The sequence below is a fragment of the Priestia sp. 3CA3 genome (assembly GCF_056836725.1).
Window position 1 is genome coordinate 56,875 of sequence record NZ_JBXENJ010000009.1, and the last position, 22,675, is coordinate 79,549.

26 protein-coding genes and 1 riboswitch are annotated in these 22,675 nt (G+C 39.0%); of the genes, 8 read left to right on the plus strand and 18 right to left on the minus strand.

Annotation, left to right across the window (positions count from 1 at the left end):
* Window positions 1-68: 68 nt before the first annotated feature.
* Window positions 69-689: an NAD(P)-dependent oxidoreductase gene (locus tag AC1VNJ_RS21650; RefSeq protein WP_028412573.1), complete on the plus strand. Its 621-nt coding sequence runs from the start codon at window positions 69-71 to the stop codon at window positions 687-689.
* Between the two features lie 38 nt (window positions 690-727).
* On the opposite strand, the gene AC1VNJ_RS21655 is transcribed toward AC1VNJ_RS21650, so the two are convergent.
* Window positions 728-925, minus strand: coding sequence for a hypothetical protein (locus AC1VNJ_RS21655; protein WP_098999426.1), 198 nt, complete (start codon window positions 923-925; stop codon window positions 728-730).
* A gap of 181 nt (window positions 926-1,106) precedes the next feature.
* On the opposite strand from AC1VNJ_RS21655, the gene gpmA reads away from it, so the two are divergent.
* Window positions 1,107-1,832, plus strand: a complete 726-nt coding sequence (gene gpmA / locus AC1VNJ_RS21660; protein ID WP_482641286.1) for a 2,3-diphosphoglycerate-dependent phosphoglycerate mutase — start codon at window positions 1,107-1,109, stop codon at window positions 1,830-1,832.
* A gap of 30 nt (window positions 1,833-1,862) precedes the next feature.
* Here gpmA and thiD read toward each other — a convergent pair whose 3' ends face one another.
* The 9 genes from thiD to AC1VNJ_RS21705 form a co-directional block, all read right to left on the minus strand.
* Window positions 1,863-2,672, minus strand: a complete 810-nt coding sequence (thiD, locus tag AC1VNJ_RS21665) for a bifunctional hydroxymethylpyrimidine kinase/phosphomethylpyrimidine kinase (protein WP_028412575.1) — start codon at window positions 2,670-2,672, stop codon at window positions 1,863-1,865.
* Window positions 2,673-2,694: 22 nt separating this feature from the next.
* Window positions 2,695-3,714 (minus strand): thiazole biosynthesis adenylyltransferase ThiF, encoded by a 1,020-nt coding sequence (locus AC1VNJ_RS21670; protein ID WP_328173933.1) that lies wholly within the window; start codon window positions 3,712-3,714, stop codon window positions 2,695-2,697.
* Entirely contained in the window at window positions 3,711-4,478 is a 768-nt protein-coding gene (locus AC1VNJ_RS21675; RefSeq protein WP_013055283.1) for a thiazole synthase, read from the minus strand. Before AC1VNJ_RS21675 ends, AC1VNJ_RS21670 begins: the two co-directional genes overlap by 4 nt.
* Window positions 4,479-4,483: 5 nt before the next feature.
* The gene (gene thiS, locus AC1VNJ_RS21680) at window positions 4,484-4,687 is read right to left on the minus strand and encodes a sulfur carrier protein ThiS (protein ID WP_028412577.1); all 204 of its coding nucleotides are present in this window, start codon (window positions 4,685-4,687) and stop codon (window positions 4,484-4,486) included.
* Window positions 4,684-5,811, minus strand: coding sequence for a glycine oxidase ThiO (thiO, locus tag AC1VNJ_RS21685; protein ID WP_154990724.1), 1,128 nt, complete (start codon window positions 5,809-5,811; stop codon window positions 4,684-4,686). The genes thiS and thiO overlap by 4 nt, the downstream gene beginning before the upstream one ends.
* Window positions 5,795-6,418 (minus strand): thiamine phosphate synthase, encoded by a 624-nt coding sequence (locus tag AC1VNJ_RS21690; RefSeq protein WP_028412579.1) that lies wholly within the window; start codon window positions 6,416-6,418, stop codon window positions 5,795-5,797. The genes thiO and AC1VNJ_RS21690 overlap by 17 nt, the downstream gene beginning before the upstream one ends.
* Before the next feature lie 121 nt (window positions 6,419-6,539).
* Window positions 6,540-6,641, minus strand: a riboswitch (TPP riboswitch).
* A gap of 158 nt (window positions 6,642-6,799) precedes the next feature.
* The gene (locus AC1VNJ_RS21695; RefSeq protein ID WP_013055279.1) at window positions 6,800-7,015 is read right to left on the minus strand and encodes a hypothetical protein; all 216 of its coding nucleotides are present in this window, start codon (window positions 7,013-7,015) and stop codon (window positions 6,800-6,802) included.
* Window positions 7,016-7,066: 51 nt separating this feature from the next.
* Window positions 7,067-7,453 carry a fluoride efflux transporter CrcB gene (crcB, locus tag AC1VNJ_RS21700; protein ID WP_028412580.1) on the minus strand — a complete coding sequence of 129 codons (387 nt, stop codon included), beginning with the start codon at window positions 7,451-7,453 and terminating at the stop codon, window positions 7,067-7,069.
* Entirely contained in the window at window positions 7,454-7,852 is a 399-nt protein-coding gene (locus AC1VNJ_RS21705; protein ID WP_028412581.1) for a fluoride efflux transporter FluC, read from the minus strand.
* A 341-nt stretch (window positions 7,853-8,193) separates the two neighbouring features.
* Here AC1VNJ_RS21705 and AC1VNJ_RS21710 point away from each other — a divergent pair, with 341 nt between their 5' ends.
* Genes AC1VNJ_RS21710 through AC1VNJ_RS21720 form a run of 3 tightly spaced genes read left to right on the plus strand, consistent with a single transcriptional unit; the run spans window position 8,194 to window position 10,468 of the window.
* Window positions 8,194-9,015 (plus strand): amino acid ABC transporter substrate-binding protein, encoded by an 822-nt coding sequence (locus AC1VNJ_RS21710; RefSeq protein WP_013081647.1) that lies wholly within the window; start codon window positions 8,194-8,196, stop codon window positions 9,013-9,015.
* Complete coding sequence (locus AC1VNJ_RS21715) at window positions 8,999-9,703, plus strand: amino acid ABC transporter permease (protein WP_013055275.1); 705 nt, start codon at window positions 8,999-9,001, stop codon at window positions 9,701-9,703. Before AC1VNJ_RS21710 ends, AC1VNJ_RS21715 begins: the two co-directional genes overlap by 17 nt.
* A gap of 30 nt (window positions 9,704-9,733) precedes the next feature.
* On the plus strand, window positions 9,734-10,468 hold the full coding sequence (locus tag AC1VNJ_RS21720) for an amino acid ABC transporter ATP-binding protein (protein ID WP_154990726.1): 735 nt from the start codon (window positions 9,734-9,736) through the stop codon (window positions 10,466-10,468).
* Window positions 10,469-10,502: 34 nt separating this feature from the next.
* On the opposite strand, the gene AC1VNJ_RS21725 is transcribed toward AC1VNJ_RS21720, so the two are convergent.
* Complete coding sequence (locus AC1VNJ_RS21725; protein WP_154990728.1) at window positions 10,503-11,447, minus strand: nucleoside hydrolase; 945 nt, start codon at window positions 11,445-11,447, stop codon at window positions 10,503-10,505.
* 179 nt (window positions 11,448-11,626) lie between these two features.
* Here AC1VNJ_RS21725 and AC1VNJ_RS21730 point away from each other — a divergent pair, with 179 nt between their 5' ends.
* Complete coding sequence (locus AC1VNJ_RS21730) at window positions 11,627-12,622, plus strand: NADPH:quinone oxidoreductase family protein (RefSeq protein ID WP_482641287.1); 996 nt, start codon at window positions 11,627-11,629, stop codon at window positions 12,620-12,622.
* A gap of 52 nt (window positions 12,623-12,674) precedes the next feature.
* Here the strand turns inward: AC1VNJ_RS21730 and AC1VNJ_RS21735 are convergent, their stop codons facing one another.
* The 3 genes from AC1VNJ_RS21735 to AC1VNJ_RS21745 form a co-directional block, all read right to left on the minus strand.
* Complete coding sequence (locus AC1VNJ_RS21735) at window positions 12,675-13,106, minus strand: Rrf2 family transcriptional regulator (RefSeq protein ID WP_013081642.1); 432 nt, start codon at window positions 13,104-13,106, stop codon at window positions 12,675-12,677.
* Window positions 13,107-13,172: 66 nt separating this feature from the next.
* On the minus strand, window positions 13,173-13,502 hold the full coding sequence (locus AC1VNJ_RS21740; protein ID WP_482641288.1) for an antibiotic biosynthesis monooxygenase family protein: 330 nt from the start codon (window positions 13,500-13,502) through the stop codon (window positions 13,173-13,175).
* Window positions 13,503-13,628: 126 nt separating this feature from the next.
* Window positions 13,629-15,038 carry a SpoVR family protein gene (locus tag AC1VNJ_RS21745; protein ID WP_014461707.1) on the minus strand — a complete coding sequence of 470 codons (1,410 nt, stop codon included), beginning with the start codon at window positions 15,036-15,038 and terminating at the stop codon, window positions 13,629-13,631.
* A 321-nt stretch (window positions 15,039-15,359) separates the two neighbouring features.
* On the opposite strand from AC1VNJ_RS21745, the gene AC1VNJ_RS21750 reads away from it, so the two are divergent.
* Window positions 15,360-15,611, plus strand: coding sequence for a YhdB family protein (locus tag AC1VNJ_RS21750; protein WP_013055267.1), 252 nt, complete (start codon window positions 15,360-15,362; stop codon window positions 15,609-15,611).
* Window positions 15,612-15,820: 209 nt separating this feature from the next.
* Complete coding sequence (locus tag AC1VNJ_RS21755; RefSeq protein WP_014461709.1) at window positions 15,821-16,429, plus strand: biotin transporter BioY; 609 nt, start codon at window positions 15,821-15,823, stop codon at window positions 16,427-16,429.
* Between the two features lie 34 nt (window positions 16,430-16,463).
* On the opposite strand, the gene AC1VNJ_RS21760 is transcribed toward AC1VNJ_RS21755, so the two are convergent.
* The 4 genes from AC1VNJ_RS21760 to AC1VNJ_RS21775 form a co-directional block, all read right to left on the minus strand.
* On the minus strand, window positions 16,464-18,218 hold the full coding sequence (locus AC1VNJ_RS21760; RefSeq protein WP_482641289.1) for a phospho-sugar mutase: 1,755 nt from the start codon (window positions 18,216-18,218) through the stop codon (window positions 16,464-16,466).
* A 165-nt stretch (window positions 18,219-18,383) separates the two neighbouring features.
* Window positions 18,384-20,063, minus strand: coding sequence for a glycerol-3-phosphate dehydrogenase/oxidase (locus tag AC1VNJ_RS21765; protein ID WP_033580664.1), 1,680 nt, complete (start codon window positions 20,061-20,063; stop codon window positions 18,384-18,386).
* 186 nt (window positions 20,064-20,249) lie between these two features.
* The gene (glpK, locus tag AC1VNJ_RS21770; RefSeq protein ID WP_033580665.1) at window positions 20,250-21,740 is read right to left on the minus strand and encodes a glycerol kinase GlpK; all 1,491 of its coding nucleotides are present in this window, start codon (window positions 21,738-21,740) and stop codon (window positions 20,250-20,252) included.
* A 67-nt stretch (window positions 21,741-21,807) separates the two neighbouring features.
* Window positions 21,808-22,635 carry an MIP/aquaporin family protein gene (locus tag AC1VNJ_RS21775; RefSeq protein WP_033580666.1) on the minus strand — a complete coding sequence of 276 codons (828 nt, stop codon included), beginning with the start codon at window positions 22,633-22,635 and terminating at the stop codon, window positions 21,808-21,810.
* Window positions 22,636-22,675: the final 40 nt, after the last annotated feature.

Below are 22,675 nucleotides of genomic sequence, written 5' to 3' on the forward strand. Positions count from 1 at the left end.
TTATGAATAAGTATACAAATTGTATATTCTAAAGAATAGATACTATCTTTTATAGAGGGGTGCAACCAATGAAAATTTTACTATTAGGCTCAACAGGACGAGTTGGACAGTCTTTATTAAAAATGATGCTAAAAGATGAAAACGACGTTACGGTACTTGTTAGAGACCGCAATAAGCTAAAGATTAGTCATCCAAACCTACATATCTTACAAGGCGATGTCCTTGATCAAGAAAATATCAGCTTTGCCCTCAAGCACCAAGATATCGTAGTCAGCGCGTTAAATACAGATGGTGCAGAGACCATTTCAAAAAGTATTCCGCTTATTATAAACAGCATGAAGCATTACGGCGTTCATCGTATTCTTACTATCGGAACTGCAGGTATTTTACAGTCACGAACAGAACCGGAAAAGTATCGTTTTCAATCAAATGAATCGAAGCGTAAAACGACCAGAGCAGCAGAAGATCATTTAAAAGGATACTTACACTTGAAGGAAAGTGACCTAAACTGGACCGTTATATGCCCAACCTACTTGCCTGATGGTGAAGTAACAGGCACATACCGAGTGGAAAAAGATATTTTGCCAGCAGATGCCGTTAAAATTTCAACGGGAGATACCGCTCACTTTACCTACCATGAAATATGGGCTCAAAAATTCCCAAAATGCCGCGTTGGAATTGCTTATTGAAAAATCAGGAGAACTTTTCGTTTTCAAAACGAAAAGTTCTACATCCAAAAAATACCAATTATAGCTAATCCACCTAGAACAAAACCTCCTATTTGACCAACGAGAGACGGTGTCAAAACAGGCTTTCCTTTTTCTTTCTCTAATGTGCTAATATCAAGCTTCATCTGATAAATTTCTTCTTTTAAATCTTCAATCTGGCCGTGCAGCGCTTGAATCTGACGTTCTTGGTCACTCATCCACTATCTTCCCTTCCCTTTTTTATTTTTATCATATGCGTAAAAAAGTTAAAGCTTTACTTTTCAGCATCACTTTTTCTAAATGTTAAAAACTCCTTTCCCCGGCTTTAGGATAAAAAACACTTTCCTTCTCATAATAAAAAAGAATAGAGTCCTTAGTCACTGTTGAAAGGAGAACATGATGATAAAACTTGTGTTGATTAGGCATGGACAAAGCGTATGGAACCTTGAAAATAAATTTACAGGCTGGACGGATGTAGACCTTTCTAAAAATGGATTGCAAGAAGCGCGAGAAGCCGGAAAAGTGCTAAAGAAAAACGAATATGCTTTTGATATCGCCTATACTTCTGTTTTAAAACGATCCATTCGTACTCTATGGATTGTCTTACATCAAATGGACTTCATGTGGATTCCTGTATATAAATCTTGGAGACTGAATGAACGACACTACGGGGCTCTTCAAGGTTTGAACAAAGAAGAAACCGCAAAAAAATTTGGAGAAGAGCAGGTGCATTTGTGGAGAAGGTCGATGGACGAACGCCCTCCTGCTTTAGAGACAACAGATATTCGCTATGAAGCTTCCAACCCTAAGTATAAGGATTTAGCTAAGGGACAATTTCCTGTAACAGAAAACTTAGCCGATACAGAAAAGCGGGTTCTAGAATATTGGAACAAAACTATTGCTCCTTCTATTAAAGCTGGCAAAAAGGTTATTATTTCCGCTCACGGTAATACGATCAGAGCTCTGATGCAGTATTTGGATAACATTTCACCTGATGGCATTGCGAACTTGAATATTCCCACAAGCGTACCGCTTGTTTATGAGCTTGATGATAATTTAAAGCCCATTAGACATTATTATTTAGGCATCGATGGAGAGATTCCGACACATATTCCTTCTTCATAAAAAACGTGCCTAGATTGTAGGCACGTTTTTTTATATGTTTGAACGAAAGTATTTTCTATACGCCCAATGATTAGTAGGACCGTGTCCCGAACCAAGTTCAAGCGTATGCTTAATCGCATAGTGAACAAAATCCGAAGCGGTTTGAACTGCTTCAACTACGCTTTTGCCTTTCGCTAGTTCAGCCGTGACGCAAGCAGCAAACGTGCATCCCGTCCCGTGTGTATGCTTTGTATTCATCTTTTCATGCTTGATTTCAACATACGTATGACCATCATACACTAGATCAATCATATCTTGATGAGATTGATCATGTCCGCCTTTAATTACCACGTGCTTTACACCTAGCTCATGCATCTGTTTTGCCGCTTCTTTTCTGTCTTCAATCGTGTGAATTTCTTTCCCCGTGATGACTTCCGCCTCCGGTATGTTCGGCGTAATGACTTCACAAAGAGGCAATAATTCTTTTAGAGCCTGTATAGCTTCTCTTTGAAGAAGAGATTGACCGCCTTTTGCAATCATAACGGGATCAACTACAACATTTTGCAGTCCGTGCTGTTTGATTTTACGAGCCACTGCGTAAATAATATCAGCACTGAACAACATACCTGTCTTCACTGCATTAGGAAATAAGTCAGTCGCAATTGAATCTAACTGCGTTTCAACTGCTTCTACTTCTAAAGGATAAACTCCTTGAACGCCAACTGTATTTTGTGCAGTCACAGCTGTAATAACAGACATGCCAAAAACGTCACGCTCTTGAAATGTTTTTAAATCTGCTTGAATGCCTGCTCCTCCACCGCTGTCTGATCCAGCAATGGTTAATGCTTTTGGTACTGTCATGCTTGAAACCTCCATCTCTTCCTTACCCAATATACCGATGATAAAGTGACTTTGCTTCTACTATATCGTTTGTTCCATGGACAAAGACGCGCCCGTCTTGAAACATCACTAAACGGTAATCATCTACATAAAAAGAAAGCAGATAGGGATTTTGTTCAATTTTATATCCTTTTTCTTTTAATCGTTCACCTAAAGACTGCAGCGGCTGCTTGGCTGATTTGCCCGGACGGATTTGTACCGTGTTTCTTCCGCATAGCACAGCTGTTTTCGTTTGATTTTCATATTGTAAAAAGGGATACGTTTGTTCACTGCCGCATGAGCGGCAAGCAGATTTGCGAAACACGTTCACATTGATGCTCGTATACTCATTTTTCCATACGTCAAACGAAACAAGTTCCCTCCTGAGCGCATTCCAGTCTCCGACTAATATTTTTAACACTTCTGTTACTTGATGAGCGACTACCATTTGTACAGCAGGACTAATAATCCCCACTGTATCACATGTTAACCCTCCAAGCGGTACAGATTCAAGCAAACAGGATAAACACGGTGTTTCACTTGGTATGATAGTATAACTAATTCCGTAACTTCCTACACATGCTCCGTAAATCCAAGGAATATCATATTTTTGTGATAAATCATTCATTACAAGGCGTGTGTCAAAATTATCGGTTGCATCAATCATAACATCTACCCCCTCAACAAGCTGTTCTAAAACTTGAGGGGTACCGTCCGCTACGTGGGCTTCTACTTTTACATCATGATTAATATCGTGAAGCCTTTTTTTAGCGGCAACTGCTTTTGGGATTCTTTTATCAGCATCTTTTTCACTATACAATTGCTGACGCTGAAGGTTGCTCCACTCTACATAATCGCGGTCAATGAGCGTTATTTTCTTTACCCCCGCTCGCGCAAGAGCCTCGGCGTTCCCTGTTCCAAGAGCACCTGCTCCTACAATCAGAACATGCTTTTCTTGAATTAGCTGCTGTCCTCCTTTTCCAATAGGTTGAAACAGTTCTTGGCGGGAATAACGATTAATCAACCGATACTCATCCCTTCTGTTGGACTGCTTGCCGTTGCATATTGTTTCTTTTCAATACGTCCTGCTTCAAATGCTGCTCGTCCTGCTTCAATCGCTAGCTTCATAGCACGAGCCATTTTCACAGGATCTTTTGCTCCTGAAACAGCTGTATTTAATAACACACCATCTGCTCCTAGCTCCATAGCTTGAGCTGCGTCTGAAGCCGTTCCAATACCTGCATCTACAATTACTGGAACAGTTGATTGTTCAATGATAAAACGCATGTTCAACGGATTAATAATACCTTGACCTGAACCGATAGGCGACGCTCCTGGCATAATGGCATGTACGCCTAACTCCTCTAAACGACGCGCAAGTAAAACATCATCTGATGTGTAAGGTAAAACGGTAAAGCCCTCTTTTAACAGTTCTTCACTAGCTTTTAATGTTTCAACTGGATCAGGAAGCAGCGTCTTATCACATCCAATTACTTCTACTTTCACCATGTCACAAAGTCCAGAAGCCTTTGCTAATTTAGCAATACGTACGGCCTCTTCTGCATTTTTTGCTCCAGCAGTGTTAGGCAAAAGAGTGAAACGCTTCACATCAAGTGCTTCTAATAAATTAGGCTGATTTTGATCAAAAATATCCATTCGTCTAACAGCAAATGTTAAAATTTCTGTTTCCGACTCTTCTACCGCTTGACGCTGAGTCGTAAAGTCCGGAAATTTCCCTGTTCCTAATAATAAACGTGAATTAAATGTATATTGTCCAATTTTTAACATACTCTTCATCCTCCTCCAACAAATGAAACAACTTCTAATGTATCTCCATCTTTTAAGCATGCATCGCTATGTTCTTCTTTTTGCAAAATATTCTTGTTTAATTCAACAATTACAACTCGCTCATGCAGACTCTGAGCCTGCAGCAAGTGCTCGACCGTTTCAATTTCATCTCCGACAGTGACGGTCTTACCGTTAATAATTAGATTCAATGAACTCCCTCCATTGCTCTCGTTAGCTGAAATGATGTAAAAAATGAATGATTTGGCTTTTTCCCTAACAAAGCATCAGCCATAATTTTTCCAGTTGCAGCGCTTAATAAAATACCGTTTCGGTAGTGGCCAAAAGCCATGTGCAGATTCGCTATTTCAGGGTGCTCTCCTAAATAAGGCCAGCCATCATTTGTTTGTGGACGAAGACCAGCCCATGCTTTTTCAAATGTGGCTTCTTTAATGGCCGGCAGAAGCGCAGAAGCTTTATTCAGCAAAAATTGAATACCTTGTGCAGAAACGGTTTTAGTAAAATCATGCTGCAGCTTAGTTGCCCCGATTACGATTCTTCCACCAGTCTTAGGGACTAAGTAAAAACCTTCATCTAAAAAAATCGTTTTAGAAAGCAGGGGCTTATGACTTTGCAGAGCAATACACTCTCCTTTTACAGGAAACACCTCGCCTAAATGTTCAGAAGAAATAAAGCGTTTAGCCCATGAGCCTGCTGCAATCACTACTTTTTCTCCATAAAAAGAGCCTTTGGACGTCTGTACCCCTTTTACTGTTTCATTTTCCATAATAAGAGAGTGAACGTCACAGTATTCGAATACATCTGCTCCGTGATACAAGGCTCCATGAGCAAGAGCTTGTGTTAACTTAGCGGGAGCTAGCTGGCCGTCTCCCGGTATTGTAATGGCTCCGTATATGTCTGGAGAGAGCCCGGGTTCTAACAAACGCGCTTCTTTTACATCGATCCATCTTACACCTTTGTCCCACCGGTGGTGCTGAGCGGCTTTTTTCTTTAATACGTGTGCATCTTCTTCTGTTACAGCGACTTTTAATAAGCCTTTTTGAATGAGCTCTACATCGATAGCCGTTTTTTCTTTTAGTTCCTTCACCAGTTCAGGAAACATGCTTCTGCTCTTAATAGCAAGGTCTAAAAGAGGACCTTCTTCATCAATTTCAGCTTGAGCCCCTAAAATACCAGCGGCTGCACTTGAAGCTTCACAACCAACTTGATTGCGTTCAAGAATAGCTACTGACGCTCCTTGTTTTGACAAATGATAAGCGATAGAAGAGCTGATTATACCTCCTCCGATTAACAGTACATCATAATGCTGCTTCATTTTCTCCACCTCCAGATGTCCATATATGAGAATATTGTTTAATCGCTTTCAGGGGATCTTGCGCAAGCATGACACCAGACATCACGGCTATACCGTGTGCTCCTGTTTGAAGTACCTCTTTGGCATTTACAGGTGTAATTCCTCCAATGGCAATAACCGGTATCTGCACAGCGTCTACTACTTCTTTTAGTGCCGCTATCCCTCGACTTTTTAATTCTTTTTTTGAATGTGTTGAATAAATATGTCCGTATAAAATGTAGTGAGCACCATCTTTTTCAGCTTCTAAAGCCTCTTCCACAGAGTGAACTGACTTTCCAACAATAAGAGAAGGAAATGCGTCTATAACAAACGAAACGTCTAAACTATGATAGGCAAGCTGTACACCTTTTGCTTTTAAAGCATGCGCTACATCAACTCGGTCATTCACAATAATTTTAGAGCGACAAAATGGTAGGCTTTCTAGTAAACATTGAATCTGCTTTGCCGTTTTCTTTTTTTCTCTAATATGAATGGCGCCCGCAAAAGGCGCGATAGCCGTTAAAATTTTTTGAAGCTCTTCGATTGGCTGCTTATCTGTTGTAATGACATGAAATTTAGGAATATCCACATGATCGAAACCTTTCCATTCAGAATAAAGAGAAATTTCAATCACTTCATCTTGTGCAGAGGGCTTTATTACATACAAAAAACCACTCTACAACGTAGAGTGGTTAGCATGCATCGTTATGTAAACATGATCGCCACTTCCCTACGCTGGTCCAAACCAGATCAGGTTCAAAGGGTCCGAAATACATCCGTCTCAGCTTCAAAAAGCTCCCCTAGTGATTGCTATTTATTGATTTTGTTTTTGCACTTAAAATTATAACACAACTAGATGTAAATACAATATCTCTTTATGCTCTTACGGCTCTCTTCCTTTTATAGATGTATCTTTTAAGCTTCTTTACTAAGAGGCCCGGCGTACCGAATCATTCTGCTTTTTATATAGTTAGTAATCGGTATAGTCGTCAAATTCTTCTTTGTCTTTTTCCTTTTTCCGATCCCATATAAACAGCAGGAGTAACATAATAAAAGTTAGAATATAAAAACCGTAAAAAATAAATGCCGCCACAACATTTATAAATAAAAATAAAAAACCAATGATCTGACCTGCAACAGCTACAATCAACAAAATGTATTTCCAAACTTCTGCTTTTCTATCCATTCTCTACTTCTCCGTCTTTTTGTTTTTCCCTACTAGAAACGTTCTCTTTACTTATAATAAAAACGTTCCTGCCAGTAAACCGACTGTAAATAAACCAACTGTTCCAAATGCTGAAATCCCCACGTACGCCAACATTTTCCGATAAGATTTTTCCCGAATTAACTGTACGGTTTCCACACTAAACGTTGAAAAAGTGGTAAAGGCACCAAAAAACCCAATGCCAATCATTAAAAATATTGAATCATCATAAGCATGACTCGGAACCTTTCCATAATAACTACCGTAAAAAAGACCAAGCCCAAACGCACCGAGCAAGTTTACAAACAGCATTGAGACTGGAAAAGGAGGGTTTGAAACTGTTTTTGTAACTTTTAAACCCAAAAGATAACGGCATATTCCTCCAGCTGCCCCGCCAAGTGCCAAGCTCACTATGCTCATTTACTTCACCTCATGTACTTTCACTAAATTTTTCCCTGCCGCTTCACCGCATAGATAGCCTGCTAAAGCAAGAAGGATTCCACCTACTAAAGAGACAATGACATAAATGGCTCCCCAAAATAAATGGTGCTGAGTGAGAGAAATGACGTCTCCTGCAAAGGTTGAATACGTTGTAAAACCGCCGCACACGCCAACTCCTAGTCCAAGCTTTATCCATTCTTTTGGCTTTTTCCACGCAAAAAATCCTGTTAATAGGCCTAGTATGAAGCTTCCTAATAGGTTTTCAATTACCGTTCCTATTGGATAGCCCGTATATAATAAGGAAAGATTTAGCAAATAACGCGCATATGTACCAGCGATAGCACCAAAGGCAATTGAGATTAAGTTTATGGCTTTCATCATATCGCTCCGTTTCATAAATTCTTCTTTAAGTGTACCATAAGGAATTTATTTCTACCTTAACATTTAACTATATGTTTATTGCACCAAAAGTCATGAAAAAATGAAAGAGAAAATCGTCGCATGAAACTTCCTTTTTACTCCTCAAATATCCCTTAAAAATCCACTTAATCCAAATTTTAAAATCTTTCTGTATCCTTATGACAAACCGTGTATAGAAGGTATATTTCCCTTATTTTAAGTCACATTAATCGTATAAGTTTTTTTTGTTGACTTTTGCTGTGTTCTTGTTTAGTATCACAGAGTATCATTTCCTATCAGAATACTAGGGGGTTTAGAAAATGAAGAAATTTGCTGCACTTTTGTCGCTACTATTAGCTTTCACAGTTGTGCTTGCCGCATGCGGTTCTAGCTCAAAAAATGAAGCAAACAATGGAGACAATAAATCTTCACAAGAGGATTTATATAATAAAGTGAAAAAAGATGGCGTATTAACAATTGGAACTGAAGGTACATACCCTCCGTTCACTTTTCATGATGACAAACAAAAGCTAACTGGGTTTGATGTAGAATTGGCTCAAGAAGTAGCTAAACGTCTTGGCGTAAAAGCTGAGTTCAAAGAAACACAGTGGGATGGCATGTTTGCCGGATTAGATGCTAAACGCTTTGACATGATTGCTAATGAAGTGGGTATTCGTGAAGATCGTCAAAAGAAATACGATTTCTCTGACCCATACATCCAGTCAGGCGCCGTATTAATTGTTCGTAAAGACGAAAAAGATATCAAATCATTTAAAGATTTAAAAGGAAAAAAATCAGCACAGTCATTAACAAGTAACTACAAAGACATGGCTCAATCTTATGGTGCAAACATTACGAGTGCTGAAGGTTTTGCTCAAGCAGTAGAACTAATGAGCGCAAACCGTGTTGATGCTACAATCAACGATAAATTATCGTTCCTTGACTATAAGAAAAAGCACCCTAACGCACCTATCAAAATCGCGGATGAAAAATCCGATGGTGCTGCAAGCGGCTTTATGTTTAGAAAAGACAGCGGTAAGTTAGTGGATGAAGTAAACAAAGCATTGAAAGATATGAAAAAAGACGGAACATACGCAAAAATTTCTAAGAAATGGTTTGGCGAAGATGTTTCTCCTAAATAATATTTTTCCTGATGGAGAGCGATTGAATCAATTGATTTCAATCGCTCAATCATCTCTCTTACCAATGCTAAAGGGAGCTATTCAATATTCTATTCCACTAACATTAATCACGTTTGTACTCGGTATCATTTTAGCTGTCTTAACAGCCTTGGCTCGTTTATCATCTATAAAAGTTTTAAATATAATTGCGCGCATCTATGTATCGATTATTCGAGGTACACCGCTGCTTGTGCAATTATTTATTATTTTCTACGGCTTACCCAATTTAGATATAACAATTGACCCATTTATCTCTGCTATTATTGGATTTTCATTAAGTGTAGGTGCGTATGCATCTGAAATTATCCGAGCAGCGATTCAATCTATTCCTAAAGGACAGTGGGAAGCTGGCTACTCACTTGGTATGACCTATTCCCAAGCGTTAAGACGGATTATTTTACCGCAAGCAGCACGTGTATCGATTCCGCCATTATCTAACTCTTTTATTAGCCTTATTAAAGATACGTCACTTGCATCGCTTATTCTTGTTTCTGAGATGTTCCGTAAAGCTCAAGAAATTGCTTCGACTAACTATGAATTTTTACTTCTTTATAGTGAAGCAGCGCTCTTGTACTGGATTATGTGTACAATCTTATCCATTATCCAAGGACGCATTGAAATAAGACTAGATCGTTACGTATCTAAATAACCGTTTCGAGTAGCTAAAGGAGTTTTTCATATGATTAATATCAAAAATTTGCATAAATCATTCGGTGATTTGCAAGTATTAAAAGGGATTGATTTAGAAGTTGAACAGGGCAAGGTAATTGTATTAATTGGTCCTTCTGGATCGGGTAAAACTACTTTTTTACGTTGCTTAAATCTTTTAGAAATCCCAACAGACGGCACGATTGAACTTGATAAAAAAAGCATGAATTTCACCAAACCTGTTCGTAAAAAAGACATTACTTCATTTCGAAGCCTAACAGGTATGGTCTTTCAAAACTATAACTTATTTCCTCATAAAAGTGCGCTTGAAAATGTTATGGAAGGTCCTGTAATTGTAAAAGGCGTTTCTACTCAAGAGGCAGAAAAAAGAGGTAAAGAATTGTTAACACGCGTTGGCTTAGGCGATAAGCTCGACTTTTACCCTTTCCAGCTGTCTGGCGGACAACAACAGCGTGTTGGCATCGCTCGAGCAATGGCGATGGACCCAAAAGTTATGCTGTTTGATGAGCCTACTTCAGCTCTTGATCCTGAGCTTGTAGGAGACGTTCTTCAGGCCATGAAAGACCTGGCGAAAGAAGGAATGACGATGGTTGTGGTAACTCATGAAATGCGCTTTGCCCGCGAAGTAGCAGATGAAGTTATTTTTATGGATCAAGGTATCATTATGGAAAGAGGTACACCGGATCAAATATTTTCAAATCCTCAACAAGAGCGAACACGTCAATTCTTGAATATGATTCATTAAAAAGGTTGCACATTTTCACGTGCAACCTTTTTCTTTATTTGGCTACTGCTTTTTTCATTAACTCTGTAATGTACGTAAAGAATGCTTCAGCTGTGACGTCGTACACGACGTCTACAGGTCGCCCCTCTTCAGAAATTTCTGTTCTTCCTTGTCTTGGTGTTTCCGTATACACAATACTCGAAACGGTTTTTACCTTCACAAGTGTTGAATTCCCTGTAAATGCTGTTGTGAGTACATCCCACAAATAATAAGTCGAATTGGTTTCAACATGCACAAGCGGCGGGCAAGCCGCGTAGCACTGCCCTACAAAGTCTACTCCTTCATATCTGCGAAGTGAAGCCCACATTTGGCGAATAGCCGGCGTTAATGGAACTTGATTCGTGCTTTCTAAAGCAACCATCTCAATTTTAATGCTGCTTTCCCATACTGTTGCTACTGCTTCTGGATCCCAAAAAGCATTCCATTCCGCCGTTCCATCATGTTCAGGCTCCTGCACATTTCCTACTTCTTGAAATGTACCGCCCATCCACACTAACTTATCAATTTTCTCTTCTATTTCCGGCGCTTTTTCAAGTGCTCTTGCTAAATCAGTTAGCGGTCCTGTAAATAATAAAGTCGTTTTTCCGTCTGTGTGCTGCAATGTTTCAATTAAATGATCATGAGCAGGCAGCTGACTTATTTTTGTTTGCACTTTCCCTTTTTCATTTAAAATCGGCAGTGCATCTACATAAAACGTATGCATGCGCCATTCTTTTGGAAATGGGTTAATACCGCGTGAAGTAGATTTGGCTACCTCGATATCATAACTTCCAAAACGATCAATAATTTTTTGGCTTGCGCTGATACCTGGCTCTAAGTATCCGTCAGCAGGAATGACAGATACCCCCGTTACCTTTACATCATCCATTTGCAGCAGTAAAAAAAGGGATACTAAATCATCGATCCCTGCATCATGGTTAAAATATATGTTTGTGCTCATGTCTCTTCTCCTCTTTTCTATGTATCGCTACGTAATAGCTGTACCACTATTTTATAATGAAATGGCCTCTTTGGTAATCAAAGTATTATGAACTTCTTTTACTATTTTCTATAATGGGTATAGAAATAAGGTAATCTATGTATAGGCATATACATCTCGGTATAGAAAGGAGAAATAAAATGAAGCAATCATTTTCAGCATTAGTAGTAGATAAAACAGGTGAAGAACAAGTGGAGGCGTCTGTCCAAGAACTGACGCTAAACGATTTGCCAGAAGGCGATGTACTTATTCGCGTTCATTATTCAGGGGTGAATTATAAAGATAGCTTAGCCAGCATCGCAAACGGCAATATTGTGACAAGCTATCCGTTTGTTCCAGGTATTGACCTAGCAGGAATCGTTGTATCTTCTGACAGCCCTGATTTTAAAGAAGGTGATCGTGTCATCGCAACAAGCTATGACATTGGCGTATCACACTTTGGAGGCTACAGTGAGTATGCGCGCGTACGCAGCGAATGGATTGTCCCTCTTCCTGAAAATTTGACGTTAAAAGAAGCAATGATTATCGGAACAGCTGGCTTTACAGCTGCTTTATCTGTGCATCGCTTAGAGGAAAACCATACTAGTCCATCTAACGGCTCTGTGCTTGTAACAGGGGCTACGGGAGGTGTAGGAAGCTTTGCGGTTGCCATTCTTTCAAAATTAGGCTACAAAGTGGAAGCAAGTACAGGAAAAAGCTCGGAAGCAGCTTATTTGAAAGAGCTTGGCGCTTCCTCTATTGTAGCGCGTGAAGACGTTTATAACGGCAAATTAAAAGCATTAGGCAAGCAAAAATGGGCCGCTGCAGTGGATCCTGTGGGTGGAGAGCCCCTAGCTTCTGTCCTCAGTCAAATTCAGTACGGAGGCTCTGTAGCGGTCAGCGGGCTAACAGCTGGGGGCAAAGTGCCAACAACGGTCTTTCCCTTCATTTTAAGAGGGATTAATTTACTCGGCATCGATTCTGTTTACTGTCCAATGCCTACTCGAAAAGAGATTTGGAATAGACTCGCTAATGACTTTAAACCTGAAAGCTTCGAACCTTTCATTCAGCAGGAAGTTTCTTTACAAGATCTCCCTCAGGTTCTTCCTACTTTATTAAAAGGACAAGCTCGAGGACGAACAATTGTGAAGCTATAAAAAAACGGAGAAACCTGGGTTTCTCCGTTTTTTTACGAACAGAAGCATGTTATTATGCATCTATTTTTGCTATTAAATCCGTCACTAATTCTTTCATCGTCACATCGGCTAAGACTTGTTCCATGGCATCTTGAGAACGTTTTAAAATCAATTCAAGAACACTTTGAATATTGGCTCCTACAGGACACTCCACATTCGGATTTTCATGCATTTGAAACAATTCTCCTTCTTCCACTGCTGCCACCGCTCGATAAACGTCTAACAACGTTATCTCTTCTAAATCTTTCAATAGATAAGCTCCGCCAGCTCCGGCTTTTACACCCACGAGTCCAGCTTTCTTTAACATCCCAATTACTCGTCTTATAACAACAGGATTTGTATTTACACTGCTAGCAATCCACTCTGAAGTACTAGGATGACTGCTATCTACTTTAATTAAAGATAGTATGTGAACGGCCACGGTGAATCGACTGCTAATTTTCATTGCTCTCACTCCTATTTTGTTGTAATCATTATAGTTACAACATTTATGAAAGTCAAGCATGCTTTTTTAGAAAAGAATGTCCTCTTCTACCGCCTCATAAAAACGCAGCGTTTTCTTGATTTCCATAGCTTCAGAAAATGCTTTCTTTTTCTTTTTATTCGCTTCTTTATGTTCATTCACATGTTCTTCTCTTGAAATCCAAGCTTGAAAGAACTGTTTTTCTTCCCACTTGGATACAAAGACATATTCAACTTTATCAGCAGAATCTTTTTTCCAGCATTCGAACGATAAATTTCCTTTAGCTGCTTCAATTTCCGCTTTGTTTTTCTTAGCTTTTTGCTTGAGCTGTTCTTCAAATTTCTTTTCCGTTTCAAAACTTGCGTTTACAACAAACATCTTATCTTCCTTTCTAAATGAAAGTAATTCTCATTTGATTATCGCATAGTAATTTTATTTTTTCAATTTATACGGATAACAAGTTACAGAAGCACAAAAAGACCGCTGTTTAAGCGGCCTTCTGTTTTACAAATGTTTTCTATGCACTGTTTTTCCATCATACGTAAAGGCGATTGGCTTGCCTTCCATCATCGTTTCTAAATGAACCGGTCGGCCCCAAAGCTGATGAACATACGGTACCACTTTTTCTAAGTATTTGACATCTAATTCAATTCCTTCATACCAGTGCTTTAAATAAAGCTCTCCATTTTTTAAATAGTCTCCATTCGTTACTGTGATATAAGGAAAGCCTCCGTTTACGCGCATGTTAACAAGCTGGTCTCTGACTTCCGTCCATTCTTTGTCGACGATTTTATAATCTTTTCCTTGCTTTTGGAATAAATACATGTCCTCGCGCATAACTAAATCTTTTGTTAAGTAATTGCGGATGAAGGAAATATCTGATTCAACTTCACGTACCTCAAACATCTTCTCTCTTCCTGACCCCGGCTCTACGCCTCGGCGAATCATATCTTCTGTTGGATTGTTGTAACGTTCTTCAATATCTTCAAATATTTTTAATCCTAAATAATATGGATTGATTCCCGTCTTAGACGGCTGCACAACCCCTGCATTTAGCTTGGCGAATTCTATCGCTTCATCACTCGTTAAGTCCATTTCTCGAATAATGCGCTGATGCCAAAAAGAAGCCCAGCCTTCATTCATAATTTTTGTTTCAAGCTGCGGCCAGAAATAAAGCATTTCTTCTCGCATCATCGTTAAAATGTCCCGCTGCCAATCCTCTAAATAAGGACTGTATTCTTCAATAAATAATAAGATGTCTTTTTCAGGCTGAGGCGGAAATTTTTTAAAAGACTTTGGAGGTTTTGGTTTTTTCTTTTCTTTATAGTCCAAATTCCATAAATCATCATAAGGAGAAATGATTTCTTCTTCCGATGATTCTACATCATCTATGCTCCAAGAAAGCTTGGCACGCATAAGAGACGGATCAATATGTTCCTGAATCGATAAGACAGCATCCAAAAACTTTTCTACTTCACGCTTACCGTGCTTTACTTCGTATTCTTTAATTCGATCAGCGGTCGCTGCCATACTTTCTACCATATCCCGTTTAGTGTTGGCAAAACGGCTGTTATTTTTAAAGAAGTCACAGTGAGCTAACACGTGAGCTACAATTAATTTATTCTGAATAAGCGCATTGGAATCCAATAAAAATGCATAACAAGGATCTGAATTGATAACTAATTCATAAATTTTACTCAATCCAAGATCGTAGTGTAATTTCATTTTGTAAAATTGTTTTCCAAAGCTCCAATGTGAAAAACGAGTTGGCATCCCATATGCACCAAACGTATAAATAATATCTGCCGGGCAAATTTCATAGCGCATCGGATAAAAATCCAGGCCGAAACCGCTAGCTATTTCCGTAATTTCATCAATCGCACGGTATAATTGCTTATAATCTGCTTCTTTCACGACAGCTCCCCCTTTCACTCCTTACTTCAATCTATGTACAAACATGTCAATTCATGTGTTTTCATCAAAAAGAAGCTTTATTTTTTCAAGAAAAGGGGATTTTTATTTAGTTGTCTTAAATAATGGATGTAATTTAAGTGTTACGCTGCATCATTCTTTGCCTTTCTTATCATTTAGCTGGTGCTGTACGTTTATTCTTCTTACATAATGACTACAACCTCTTTTAATTATGCACTGGTCTTTTGCCCAACATTTACAGCGTAAGAATTCCCGCAAATATCATACACTAATTTCAACTCCTCAAAAGGAGGAACGTTATTAATGGATGTAATTGATTATGATCGAGCTTTATATTACACACACCGTTCACAATGGGATAACTTATTAATTTTAATGGTTCGAACAGACGACGATTTTCTTTCAAAAAAGATTGAACATTTTTTGCACGCCTACAATTTTGAACGAAACTACCGCATCATTCAAGAAGAGCTTTATTCTTTACTACGCTACATTGATCATGCAACGGAATATTCGGAGCACAACCCGGAGCTTCTGGAAGAATCATTGTACTAGTATTTTTGATACACACACTTGGACAAAGAAGGGATGAATTCCCTTCTTTATTTTTTATGTTGCACTAAAAATATGCATATTTCATTTCAAAAAACATCAAATAATATATGTAAACATATTTATTTTTACCGTTGACATAAAAGTGAATTCGACGTACAATCTTCAGTACATACGCTAAGATATTTCAGTACATACTGGGAGGAACATATATGAATACTAAAAGGTTTCGCACATTAGATTTAACATTAGCCGGTATGTTTGCAGCTCTTATGGCTATTGGTGCAAACATTACTTCTTGGGCACCTTTTTTACAAGTAGGCGGCGTGCCTCTTTCGCTTCAGCCTTTTTTTGTTATATTAGCAGGACTTTTACTTGGGAGCCGAATGGGTTCTATTTCGATGATTGTATATGTATTAATTGGCATTGCCGGCGCTCCGGTATTTGCTCAATTTAAAGCAGGAATTGGTATTTTATTTGGAAGCACCGGCGGCTTTTTGCTTTCTTATATTGTCGCTGCATTTATCACAGGAAAAATTATGGAAATGCGCGGCAAGCCGACTTTTTCTATCTTTTTAATTTCATCGCTAGTTGGTATTGCCGTTATTTATTTAATCGGCACTACGTATATGTATATAGCGGTTAACTACTGGCTTGAAGCTCCTGCAATGACATATGCAGCTGCTTGGAAGATTATGTCGTGGTTTGCTGTAAAGGATCTTATTTTCACTGTTCTTGGGGCTATGCTTGCTCCGAGAATTTATAAAGCCCTACGATCTTCTTCATATTTGTCAAATACGCAATCAAATAAAGTATCATAAAAGAAGCCTGCTCAAGTTTGAGCAGGCTTTATTTTTATACCGTTTTCACTTTATCTAGTACACGCTCCACTTCACCCATTACAGCTGTTTGTACAGCTTCTAAATGGGCAATGCTCGTTGCTTCATCTTCTGACACAACGCCAAAATAGAACTTCACCTTTGGCTCTGTACCAGACGGACGAAGGCAGAACCAAGAACCGTCCTCTAAGATATATTTTAATACATTTGATTTTGGTAATGTAATCTCTTCTACTTTTCCTGCTTTAATATGCTGGCGCTCACTTAATGTATAATCCTCTACAACCGAAACATTTAACCCTGCAATATTCGTAGGAGGCTCATTTCTAAATGTAGCCAAAATATGCTGAATTTGCTCAGATCCTTCTTTTCCTTTAAGCGTTAAAGATTTCAGACCTTCACGATAGAAACCATATTTAGTAAACACTTGCTGAAGCGCTTCATATAGCGTCATGCCCTGCTTTTTATAATAAGCACAAGCTTCTACCGCTAGAATGGCTGCTTGTACAGCGTCTTTGTCACGAGCAAAGTCACCAATTAAATAGCCGTAGCTTTCTTCATAGCCGAATTGGAATGTATACTCGCCCGTTTGCTCATATTGCTTAATTTTTTCACCGATAAATTTAAAACCTGTTAGAGTGTCAACAACTTGCAATCCAAATGAACGAGCAATTTGTGCGCCGATTTCTGACGTTACAATCGTTTTTAACACAACGCCATTAGCAGGCAGCACGCCTTTTTCTTTCTTTTGAGAAAGCAAATAGTGAAGCAATAAAGCACCGGTTTGATTTCCTGTTAATAACGCATATTCGCCGCTTGGATCTTTGACAGCAATTCCTAAACGGTCTGCATCTGGATCCGTTGCGATTAAGAGATCTGCATCAATTTCTTTTCCTTTACGAACAGCATATTCAAATGCAGCCGGCTCTTCAGGATTCGGAGATTTAACCGTCGAAAAATTCGGATCAGGAAGTTCTTGTTCTTCAATAACCGTAACATTTTCGTAACCGATGGATTGAAGCGCGTTGCGAACTGGCTTATTAGCTGTACCATGTAGAGGTGTAAAAACTACCTTTAAGTTTTTACCTGTTTCAGAAGCTAGCTCTGGGTTAATTAAAATCGTTTTTAGTTTCTCATTGTATGCTTCGTCAATCGCTGAACCAATCATTTCAATAAAACCTTTTTCTTTTAGCTCCGCTTCAGATTGAACAGCTAATGTAAGTTCATTTTCCACAGCATTTACAAAGCCAACTAGTTCATCAGCTTCTTTTGGCGGCAGCTGGCCACCGTCTGGACCATATACTTTGTATCCATTATATTCAGGAGGATTGTGGCTCGCTGTAATAACAATACCTCCAAATGCGTTTAACTCACGCACTGCAAATGAAAGTTCAGGTGTTGGTCTTAGCTCTTCAAATACATACGTTTTAATTCCGTGACTTGCTAATGTTTTTGCTGCTTCCATCGCAAATTCAGGCGATTTGTGGCGAGAATCATATGCAATGACTACGCCTTGCTTGATAGCTTCTTCGCCAGCTTGTTTAATGTACTCAGCAAAGCCTTCAGAAGCTTTTCGGATTGTATACGTATTCATACGGTTTGTACCCGCTCCAATTTCTCCACGCATTCCGCCTGTTCCAAATTCCAATGTTTTGTAAAAACTATCTTCTAATTGTTTTTCATCACCTTTGATTGCATCCAAATTTTGACGTAATTCAGGATCTAAATCTGGGTGATTAATCCAAGATGTATACGTTTCTTTCCAACTCATAAAAAAAAGCCCCCTTATATAAATGTAAATATGTATGAAAAGAGAAAAACGAGTAATCGTCTTTCTCTTTTTTTAACAGTCATATTATATTTCTTCGTCAAAATTTGACTTCCTGCTATTATATTATGGCTGTATTGACAAATTTTGAGGTACTTTTTTATTTTATCATGAAATACCTGTCATACGGTTAACTTTTTCATCTACTGGTACAACTGCGTCATGAAGGTGCTCTTCTAATTCATCCGTATAAGCTTTTGTTTGCTCAGGCGTCCACTTTAACTCTTCGGCCATATGAGCAATCACTTGTTTTTTCCAGCTTCTTACCCAGTTGATATCAAAGAATAAAGCGCCCGTACGTCGAATGAAGAAGTCCACTGGTTTTGAAACCATTTCTTCTTCTATGCCATATTGAATTTGCAAAAATACACTAGCTGGAAGGTCGCTGTTTTTTAGCTGATCCGGACGTTCAATCATGTAGCGGTATACTTTGTCTACGTTTGAGCCATAGCGTTTTACAAGCTTTTCAGCAGCGTCACGTGATAACCCTAGTTTGATGCCTTCTTTGACTTTTTGCTCTACAAACGTTGGGAACCCGCCTGAACCTCCTACATTACCTCCAGAAATCGGTAAATGTTTAGTTTGACAGCTTTCAAATTCGCGTCCTTCTGCTTTAAAATCTTCAGCTACGCGATTTACGACAATTTCAGCCATTTTACGGTACCCAGTTAATTTCCCTCCAGCGATTGTAATTAAACCTGATTCTGATGTCCAGATTTCATCTTTACGCGAAATTTCAGAAGGATCTTTTCCTTGTTCGTGAATAAGTGGACGAACACCCGCCCAGCTTGATTCTACGTCGTCTACTGTAATATCAACCGTTGGGAACATATAGTTAATCGCATCAATAACATATTGACGGTCTTTTACAGTCATACGCGGATGTCTAGCGTCTTCTTTATAGACCGTGTCTGTTGTGCCTACGTATGTTTTTCCATCACGCGGAATTGCAAATACCATACGTCCGTCAGGTGTATCAAAGTAAATGGCTTGTTTTAACGGAAAGCGCTCTTGATCAATAACTAAGTGAATTCCTTTTGTTAATTGAAGCTGCTTGCCTTTTTTTGAATTATCTTTTTCACGCAGCGTGTCCACCCATGGACCTGCAGCATTGACGATTTTTTTTGCATAGATATTATATTCTTTATTCGTAAGCTGATCGCGAACAACAGCCCCTACTACTTTTCCTTTATCGTAGATGAAGTTTTCCACTTTTGTGTAATTGACTAAATCTGCTCCTCTTGCGGCAGCTTCTTTAGCTACTTCAATCGTTAAACGTGCATCATCTGTTTTATATTCAACGTAGTAACCGCCGCCTTTTAACTCTTTAGATTTCACTAGTGGCTCGCGTCTAAGCGTTTCTTCTGCGCTAAACATTTTGCGGCGCTCTGCACGTTTTACTCCTGCTAAGAAATCATATACGCGCAGTCCAATTGAAGTTGAGAATTTCCCAAATGTTCCACCCGTATGGAAAGGTAACAGCATCCACTCCGGAGTCGTTACATGAGGGCCATTTTCATATACAATGGCACGTTCTTTACCAACTTCGGCTACCATTTTAACTTCAAACTGTTTTAAATAGCGTAGACCGCCGTGAACAAGCTTCGTTGAACGACTAGATGTTCCTGCTGCGAAATCCTGCATTTCAACTAATGCCGTTTTCATGCCTCGATGAGTCGCATCAAGTGCAATACCTGACCCAGTAATTCCCCCACCAATTACTAATAAATCATATTGATTTTGTGTCATGTCTACCAATTTATTCGAACGTGTTTGACTTGAAAACATACGTCATTCCCCTTTCATTTTTCAAAGATATCAAAATTTTCCAATATACAAAAAGAGAGACCACAAATCACATATATAGTATGCCTACATATGGATCTGTGGTCTCTCCGATTCTCCAACCAATTTATTAACTTGAATACATTATATCATACATGCGCTTTTAATTAAAGGATTTTCATCAAATAATTACTTAAAAGCCATTGTTGCATGTACGGCTTTTTTCCAGCCGCTATATAATTCTTCACGTTGTTCTTCTTCCATATTTGGTTCGAAAGATTTTTCCATATTCCACTGCTGCGCAATTTCATCACAATCTTTCCAGTAGCCGACCGCAAGACCCGCTAAATATGCTGCCCCAAGAGCGGTTGTTTCATTCACTTGAGGACGCTCAACAGGAACATCTAACACATCACTTTGGAACTGCATTAAGAAATTATTTTTAACTGCTCCTCCGTCTACACGCAATGTTTTTAATGTAATTCCAGAGTCTGCTTCCATCGCGCTTAATACGTCTCTTGTTTGATAAGCTAATGATTCAAGCGTTGCACGGATAAAGTGTTCTTTTTTTGTACCTCGAGTTAATCCAAACATCGCTCCACGTACATCGCTATCCCAATAAGGTGTTCCAAGTCCTACGAAAGCTGGCACAATATATACGCCGTCTGTAGACTCTACTCGTGTTGCATAGTTTTCAGTTTCAGCCGCATTTTTAAACATTCTCAAACCGTCGCGAAGCCACTGAATAGCAGATCCTGCTACAAAAATACTGCCTTCAAGCGCGTATTCTACTTTGCCGTTGATCCCCCATGCTAATGTAGTTAACAAACCGTGATCCGACTTAACTGCTTTTTCACCCGTATTCATTAACATGAAGCAACCTGTTCCATACGTGTTTTTCGCCATTCCTTTTTCATAGCACGCTTGTCCAAATAAAGCGGCTTGCTGATCCCCTGCTGCTCCAGCAATTGGAATGTTTTGACCAAAGAAATGATAATCTACGGTATGAGCGTATACTTCAGAAGAAGGCTTTACTTCCGGAAGCATAGATTTTGGTACTCCTAAAATATCTAGTAGTTCATCATCCCATTTTAAATCGTAGATATTGAACATAAGCGTGCGAGAGGCATTTGAGTAATCCGTTACATGCGCTTTTCCGCCTGATAACTTCCAAATTAACCATGTATCAATTGTTCCAAATAACAATTCACCGTTTTCTGCTTTTTCTCGTGCACCTTCTACGTTATCTAAAATCCACTTTACTTTCGTTCCAGAGAAGTATGCGTCAATTAATAACCCCGTTTTGTCGCGGAACGTATCGTTTAATCCTTTTGCCTTTAATTCTTCACAAATACCAGACGTTTGACGAGACTGCCATACGATAGCATTATACACGGGTTTTCCTGTTGCTTTTTCCCATACTACGGCTGTTTCACGCTGATTCGTAATCCCAATTGCTTCAATTTGGTCCGCGTGAACGCCTGACTCAGATAAACAAGATGCGATAACAGCAAGGATAGAACCCCAAATTTCACTTGCATTATGCTCTACCCAACCTGGTTTTGGAAAGTACTGCGTAAACTCTTTTTGAGCTACATGCACAACTTCACCTTTTTTATTAAATAACATTGCTCGTGAGCTCGTTGTTCCTTGGTCTAAAGATAAAATAAATTTTTCCATATCAATATCCCCTATTCTCTGTATAGTGTCGTTTCTTTATTGTACATAGTTAGATGGTAAAGCGCATTCATTTTTTCGGTACTACTGCTGATTGAATTTGCGCTGCTTTTTGTTTAGAAACCGCGTAGATAACCGCTAAAACAATCACTGCAATACTTAAGACAATCCATAAGCTGTTAGACATTTTATTTAAGAATGCTGCTTGATAAAAGACTGCGCCAATTGATCCCCCTAATAGAGGCCCCACTACTGGCACCCATGCATATTTCCAGTTCGAGCTGCCTTTACCCGGTATCGGCAAGATAGCATGAGCAATACGAGGTCCTAAATCACGAGCAGGGTTGATAGCATACCCTGTTGTTCCTCCTAATGATAAACCAATACTTACGATTAAAAATCCTACTACTAAAGGATTTAATCCATCTGTAAATTTATTTGCTCCAATTGCTAAAATTCCTACTACTAATACAAATGTTCCAATCGCCTCACTTAAAACGTTTGCAAATGGGTTCGCAATTGCTGGCCCCGTTGCAAATACGCCTAGTTTTGTACCAGCATCTTTTGTTTCTTTCCAGTGTGGAAGATAGTGTAAATAAACAACTGTTGCACCAAGAATCGCTCCAATAAACTGAGCTAAAATGTACATCGGTACTTGCGACCATGGAAAATCACCTGTAATAGCAAGCGCTACTGTTAGCGCTGGGTTTAAGTGTGCTCCACTCATATTACCAACCGCATATGCTGCCATGGCTACTGCCATTCCCCACCCCATTGTGATAACAATCCATCCTGAATTAGCAGCAAACGATTTTTTTAAATTGACGCCCGCACATACACCAGCGCCAAGGATAATTAGTATCATTGTTCCAATTACTTCTCCTAAAAATGCTTGCATATAAATACCTCCCCTTTGTATAAACACGGTTAACATTACA

Bases quoted from the DNA above. Each gene is read 5' to 3' on its own strand.
- AC1VNJ_RS21755 (WP_014461709.1), top strand. From the start codon at position 15,821: ATGAATACTAAAAGGTTTCGCACATTAGATTTAACATTAGCCGGTATG.
- AC1VNJ_RS21725 (WP_154990728.1), bottom strand. From the start codon at position 11,447: ATGAGCACAAACATATATTTTAACCATGATGCAGGGATCGATGATTTA.
- glpK (WP_033580665.1), bottom strand. From the start codon at position 21,740: ATGGAAAAATTTATTTTATCTTTAGACCAAGGAACAACGAGCTCACGA.
- AC1VNJ_RS21765 (WP_033580664.1), bottom strand. From the start codon at position 20,063: ATGTTTTCAAGTCAAACACGTTCGAATAAATTGGTAGACATGACACAA.
- AC1VNJ_RS21715 (WP_013055275.1), top strand. From the start codon at position 8,999: ATGTTTCTCCTAAATAATATTTTTCCTGATGGAGAGCGATTGAATCAA.
- AC1VNJ_RS21735 (WP_013081642.1), bottom strand. From the start codon at position 13,106: ATGAAAATTAGCAGTCGATTCACCGTGGCCGTTCACATACTATCTTTA.
- AC1VNJ_RS21650 (WP_028412573.1), top strand. From the start codon at position 69: ATGAAAATTTTACTATTAGGCTCAACAGGACGAGTTGGACAGTCTTTA.
- thiO (WP_154990724.1), bottom strand. From the start codon at position 5,811: ATGAAGCAGCATTATGATGTACTGTTAATCGGAGGAGGTATAATCAGC.
- gpmA (WP_482641286.1), top strand. From the start codon at position 1,107: ATGATAAAACTTGTGTTGATTAGGCATGGACAAAGCGTATGGAACCTT.
- AC1VNJ_RS21740 (WP_482641288.1), bottom strand. From the start codon at position 13,502: ATGTTTGTTGTAAACGCAAGTTTTGAAACGGAAAAGAAATTTGAAGAA.
- AC1VNJ_RS21720 (WP_154990726.1), top strand. From the start codon at position 9,734: ATGATTAATATCAAAAATTTGCATAAATCATTCGGTGATTTGCAAGTA.
- AC1VNJ_RS21730 (WP_482641287.1), top strand. From the start codon at position 11,627: ATGAAGCAATCATTTTCAGCATTAGTAGTAGATAAAACAGGTGAAGAA.
- AC1VNJ_RS21760 (WP_482641289.1), bottom strand. From the start codon at position 18,218: ATGAGTTGGAAAGAAACGTATACATCTTGGATTAATCACCCAGATTTA.
- AC1VNJ_RS21695 (WP_013055279.1), bottom strand. From the start codon at position 7,015: ATGGATAGAAAAGCAGAAGTTTGGAAATACATTTTGTTGATTGTAGCT.
- AC1VNJ_RS21655 (WP_098999426.1), bottom strand. From the start codon at position 925: ATGAGTGACCAAGAACGTCAGATTCAAGCGCTGCACGGCCAGATTGAA.
- AC1VNJ_RS21675 (WP_013055283.1), bottom strand. From the start codon at position 4,478: ATGTTAAAAATTGGACAATATACATTTAATTCACGTTTATTATTAGGA.
- crcB (WP_028412580.1), bottom strand. From the start codon at position 7,453: ATGAGCATAGTGAGCTTGGCACTTGGCGGGGCAGCTGGAGGAATATGC.
- thiD (WP_028412575.1), bottom strand. From the start codon at position 2,672: ATGACAGTACCAAAAGCATTAACCATTGCTGGATCAGACAGCGGTGGA.
- AC1VNJ_RS21750 (WP_013055267.1), top strand. From the start codon at position 15,360: ATGGATGTAATTGATTATGATCGAGCTTTATATTACACACACCGTTCA.
- AC1VNJ_RS21705 (WP_028412581.1), bottom strand. From the start codon at position 7,852: ATGAAAGCCATAAACTTAATCTCAATTGCCTTTGGTGCTATCGCTGGT.
- AC1VNJ_RS21775 (WP_033580666.1), bottom strand. From the start codon at position 22,635: ATGCAAGCATTTTTAGGAGAAGTAATTGGAACAATGATACTAATTATC.
- AC1VNJ_RS21710 (WP_013081647.1), top strand. From the start codon at position 8,194: ATGAAGAAATTTGCTGCACTTTTGTCGCTACTATTAGCTTTCACAGTT.